The following is a 4,834-nucleotide window of genomic DNA, read 5'->3' as shown; positions in this document are numbered from 1 at the left end:
AGCAGAACGACGTGTTCGTCGTCGTTCTGGAGGGCGAGGCCAACACCAAGCTGTTCCACCAGGGCATGGTGACCCATGCGCTGCCCGCCGGCTGGGAGATCGAGAATGCCAAGCTGGGCGGTGGCACGCCGGAGGAGATGGCGTGGCTGGGCGACCTGACCTACACCCGCACGACCGAGGCGCGCGACGACCGCTATGTCGCCGCGGTTGACCTGACGGAGGACCAGCAGAGCTTCAAGCTGGCCTTCATCGTCCGCGCCATCACCCCCGGCACTTACGAACTGCCGGGTGCGACGGTGGAGGACATGTACAAGCCGCGCTTCTTCGCCCGCCAGACCACCGGGCGGATCACGGTTCATCCGGCGGAGTGACGATTGGCGCGGGGGTGGGTGGGTAACGTCTGGGTAAGGCGGGCGGGAGTCGCAACGGCCGGCGTTGCGGCCCTGATCGGGGCGGCCCTGCTGCTCGACCGGCTGTTCCCGCCGCCACTGGACCGTTTGGCTGACCTGTCGGTCACGGTCACCGACCGCAAGGGCCAGCCGCTGCGCGTCTTCACCAATGCGGCGGGGGCGTGGCGGCTGCCGGCGACGGTGGACGATGTCTCGCCACTGTTCGTCGAGCTGCTGCTGGCCTATGAGGACCGGCGGTTCGAGAGCCACGTCGGCGTCGATCCGCTGGCGGTGCTGCGTGCGGCTGGGCAGAATCTGGGGGCGGGGCGGGTCGTTTCAGGCGCCTCCACCATCACCATGCAGGTCGCCCGCCTGCTGGAGCCGCGGCCGCGCACCTTCGCTGCCAAGCTGATCGAGGCGGCGCGCGCGGCCCAGCTGGAATGGCGCTACAGCAAGCGCGACATCCTCGGCATGTATCTGACGCTCGCCCCCTATGGCGGGAATATCGAGGGCATTCGGGCCGCCTCGCTGATGCTGCTGGGCAAGTCTCCGGTGGAGCTGGACGCGGCGGAGGCGGCGCTGCTGGTCTCGCTGCCGCAAGCCCCCTCGCACCTGCGTCCCGACCGCTATCCGGACCGGGCGCGCGCGGCGCGCGACAAGGTGCTGGACCGGGTGGCCGAGGCGAGCGCCCTGTCGCCCAAGGCGGTGGCGGAGGCGAAATCGCTGCCGGTGCCCTCGGCCCGGCTGCCTCTGCCGGCGTCGGCCCCGCATCTCGCCGACCGGCTGCGTGGTGCCAGTCCCGGACAAGCGGAGATCGCCACCACCATCGACGGCACGCTGCAACAGGCGGTCGAGGCGCTGGGCAGGCGGACGGCGGAGACGCTGAACCCGCAGGCCGGGCTGGCGGTGCTGGTGGTGGACAACCGCGACCGTTCCGTGTTGGCCTATCTCGGCAGCCCCAATGCGCTGGACGAGACGCGGCAGGGCCCCATCGACATGGTGCGGGCGGTGCGCTCGCCCGGATCGGCGCTGAAGCCCTTTATCTATGGGCTGGGCTTCGACGACGGCATCATCCATCCGCTGACCCAGATCGCCGACGTCTCCACCCGCTTCGGCGACTGGGCGCCGCGCAATTTCGACCGCAGTTTCACCGGCGACCTGACGGTGATGGAGGCGCTGCAGCGCTCGCTGAACGTGCCGGCGGTGCTGGTGCTCGACCGGGTCGGGCCGCTGCGCTTCGCCGAGGCTTTGCGCAAGGCCGGCGCCCGGCTGGTGCTGCCGAGCGGCACGGCGCAGCCCGGACTGCCGGTGGCGCTGGGCGGGGCGTCGATCAGCCTCTGGGACATGACCATGCTTTACAGCGGGCTGGCGCGCGACGGGCTGGTGGCGCCGCTGCGGACCAGACTCGACGAAGCCGGCGGGACGGAACAGCGGCTGCTGTCGGCGACCGCGGCCCAGCAGGTGCGGGCGATTCTGGAGGGGTCCCCGCCGCCGCCGGGGGTGGTGCAGGCGCAGGAACTGCGCGGCAGCGGACCGGTGGCGCTGAAGACCGGCACCAGCTACGGCTTCCGCGACGCCTGGGCCTTCGGGGTAACCGGGCGCTATACCGTCGGCGTCTGGGTCGGGCGGCCGGACGGCACGCCCAGCCCCGACCACTATGGCCGCAACACCGCCGCCCCGCTGCTGTTCGAGGTGTTCGACCGGCTGCCGGCCGAGCGGGGCCGTCCCGCCGGCCCGGTGAGGAACGAGGTGCCGCCGGAGTTGCTGCGCCGCCTGCGCCCGGGCGAGGTCGAGTTGGCCGGGCCGCGTCAGAGCGACCGGCTACGCCTGACCTTCCCGGTCAGCGACATGGTGCTGGAGGCCCTGGGGCCGGATGGCAAGGGAGAGCCGATGACCCTGACCGCCACTGGCGGGCGGCGTCCGCTGTCCTGGCTGATCGACGGGCGGCGGGTGGCCCAATCGCCGATTGCGCGTGAGGTGGTTTGGCGTCCGGACGGTCCGGGAGTGGTGCGGGTCACTGTGCTGGACGCCGACGGCAGCAGCGACAGCGCGACCGTCGAGATTCGGTAGGGCCTCTAAGAGGCGCGGCTCGATCCGAAGGTGGCATCGTCGCGCTGGCTCCACACCCGTGAGCGGACACGCATCTGCTTCTGGCAGTCCACCGAGCAGTAAAGCGGTGCCGGCCCCCGTGCGGACGGACGGACGAAGGGGCGGCCGCAGCAGGCGCAATGCAGTTGGCGGGTCGCGGTGTGCGGGGTGTTGGCCGGACGGGTGGAAACGGACATCTCGGGAAAGGTTTGTTGGTTTCGGGTGAGCGCCAATATAGGGGCGGTGTGTTTCAGTTCCATGTTCGGGAAAACGCCTAGAGCTGAATGGGTAGGGCGCTTGTCCTGCTGTCGGAGGCTGTTGACCGTCCCCGTCGCAAGACCTATGTGAAAAGGCTGAGACCAAGCGGGAGCGGTGCGGTGCCGAAGTGCGTCGCCGATGGAATGTGGAGGCTTGCGAGTGCCGCGGGGGCGATTGTCCTCGTGATGCTCGGCCTGTTGCTGTGGTCGGACGCCGCCGCTGCTGCCTGTCCGCATGAGCGCCAGGAGGCCGGGGTTGCGGTCGCCGCACCTCCGCATATGCCGTATCGCATAGACATCGGGATGCCGGACAGCGGCCACCATATGCCGGGTCGTCAGCACCATGCTGTGCAGCCCTGCTGTGCAGGAATGGTCTGCGCCGCCGTTGCTGTCGCCCTGCCGGGCGCGGAGGTGGCGTCGCCAGTCGGTGTGGCAGGGCTGCGTCTGGCCTGGGCTGCCGGGCCGTTGCGCGAGGGATTGGGGGTGCGGCCCGACCTGCCGCCTCCGCGTCTGGGATGATGCCGGTGCGCCGCTGACTGTGCGGCGCCGTCACTCTGCCATCCCGTTTCCAAACATCCGGAGTCCGTCATGACTCTCGCGCTTTCACGCCGCCGTCTGCTGTCCACGGCGGTGGCTGGCGGCTGTGCCGCCCTGCTTCCGGCCTTTCCCCGCTCCGTCCTCGCCGCCGCTCCGGCTGCCGGCGATGCCTTCCGCCTGACCGTCGACCGCCGCACGCTTGAGGTGAACGGCAAGGCGGCCAGCGTGTTTGGCATCCGCCAGCCCGACGGCACGCCCGGGCTGACGCTGGAACCCGGCCAGCGTTTCCTGCTCGATCTCGCCAACCAAGCGGGGGAGGATGCGGTCATCCACTGGCATGGCCAGACCCCGCCCTATGTCCAGGACGGCGTCATCGATAGGAACCGGCCGGCGATCCGCAACGGCGAATCCGTCCGCTACGACTTCGCACCGCGCACCGGAACCCATTGGATGCACTCCCATCATGGGATGCAGGAACAGCTGCTGATGGCTGCCCCGCTGGTGGTCCGCAGCGCCGACGACCTGCGCGCCGACGAGCAGGAGGTCACCATTCTGCTGCATGATTTCACCTTCCGCGACCCGGCGGACCTGCTGGCCGCACTCGGTGCGCCGGCCGGGGGAATGGATCATGGCGGGCACGGCCAGATGGAGCATGGTCAAATGTTGCATGGTCAGATGACCCATGGCGCCATGAATCATGGAGCAATGAATCATGGCTCGATGGATCACGGATCCGGTCATGAGATGGCCGGGATGTCCGGCGGCATGGCGATGGACCTGAACGACGTCGAGTACGATGCCTATCTCGCCAACGATCGCACGCTCGCCGACCCGGATGTGGTGCGGGTGGAGCGGGGCGGGCGGGTACGGTTGCGCGTCATCAACGGCGCCACATCGACCGCCTTCCATCTCGACCTCGGGCGGTTGACCGGGCAGGTGATGGCCGCCGACGGCAACCTTGTGCAACCGGTGACCGGCAGCCGCTTCGCGATGAGCATGGGCCAGCGGCTGGACATTCGCCTGACCCTGCCTGCAGCGGGGGGCGCCTTCCCGATCCTGGCCTTGCGCGAAGGGGCGATGCAGCGCACCGGCATCATCCTTGCCACCCCGGGCGCCATGGTGGAGAAGGTTGCGGCCACCGGACAGGCGGCGACCGACCCGCTGGACCTGTCGCTGGAACGGCAACTGGTCGCCGTGACTCCCCTGGCAACGCGGCCGGCCGACCTGACGCGGCGGATGCAGCTGACCGGGTCGATGATGCCGTATGTCTGGAGCCTTGACGGGCTGACCTTCGGCTCGCATCGGCCGCTGCTGGTCCGCCAGGGCCAGCGGGTGGAGCTGACCTTCGAGAACGCCTCGATGATGGCGCATCCCATGCACCTGCACGGCCACCATTTCCAGGTCGTGGCCATAGACGGCCGGCCGGTGGTGGGGGCGGTGCGCGACACCGTGCTGGTGCCGATGATGGGCAGCGTGACGGTCGCCTTCGACGCCGACAATCCCGGGCGCTGGCCGCTGCACTGCCACAACCTGCTGCACATGGCCACCGGGATGAGACCGAGG

General features: G+C 69.8%; 5 protein-coding genes. 4 read left to right on the top strand and 1 reads right to left on the bottom strand.

Annotated elements, in window-relative coordinates:
• Nucleotides 1-371 (top strand): hypothetical protein (locus tag I71_RS33730; RefSeq protein ID WP_042704582.1); only part of this gene is annotated, 371 nt, incomplete at its 5' end.
• 18 nt (nt 372-389) lie between these two features.
• The gene (pbpC, locus tag I71_RS33725; protein WP_083897531.1) at nt 390-2,459 is read left to right on the top strand and encodes a penicillin-binding protein 1C; all 2,070 of its coding nucleotides are present in this window, start codon (nt 390-392) and stop codon (nt 2,457-2,459) included.
• 5 nt (nt 2,460-2,464) lie between these two features.
• On the opposite strand, the gene I71_RS36730 is transcribed toward pbpC, so the two are convergent.
• A complete protein-coding gene (locus I71_RS36730; protein ID WP_083897530.1) occupies nt 2,465-2,674 on the bottom strand; it encodes a hypothetical protein in 210 nt (69 codons plus the stop codon).
• 246 nt (nt 2,675-2,920) lie between these two features.
• Here I71_RS36730 and I71_RS33720 point away from each other — a divergent pair, with 246 nt between their 5' ends.
• On the top strand, nt 2,921-3,253 hold the full coding sequence (locus I71_RS33720) for a hypothetical protein (protein WP_148294442.1): 333 nt from the start codon (nt 2,921-2,923) through the stop codon (nt 3,251-3,253).
• A 69-nt stretch (nt 3,254-3,322) separates the two neighbouring features.
• On the top strand, nt 3,323-4,834 hold a 1,512-nt coding region (locus tag I71_RS33715), incomplete at its 3' end, for a multicopper oxidase family protein (protein WP_042704576.1).

Origin of the sequence: Azospirillum sp. B506 (assembly GCF_000333595.1) — a bacterium.
In the GTDB taxonomy this organism is placed as follows: Bacteria; Pseudomonadota; Alphaproteobacteria; order Azospirillales; family Azospirillaceae; genus Azospirillum.
The sequence above is the reverse complement of the archived record's forward strand: the minus strand, read 5'-3'. Positions and strand labels throughout refer to the sequence as shown.

Bases quoted from the DNA above. Each gene is read 5' to 3' on its own strand.
- I71_RS36730 (WP_083897530.1), bottom strand. From the start codon at position 2,674: ATGTCCGTTTCCACCCGTCCGGCCAACACCCCGCACACCGCGACCCGC.
- I71_RS33720 (WP_148294442.1), top strand. From the start codon at position 2,921: ATGCTCGGCCTGTTGCTGTGGTCGGACGCCGCCGCTGCTGCCTGTCCG.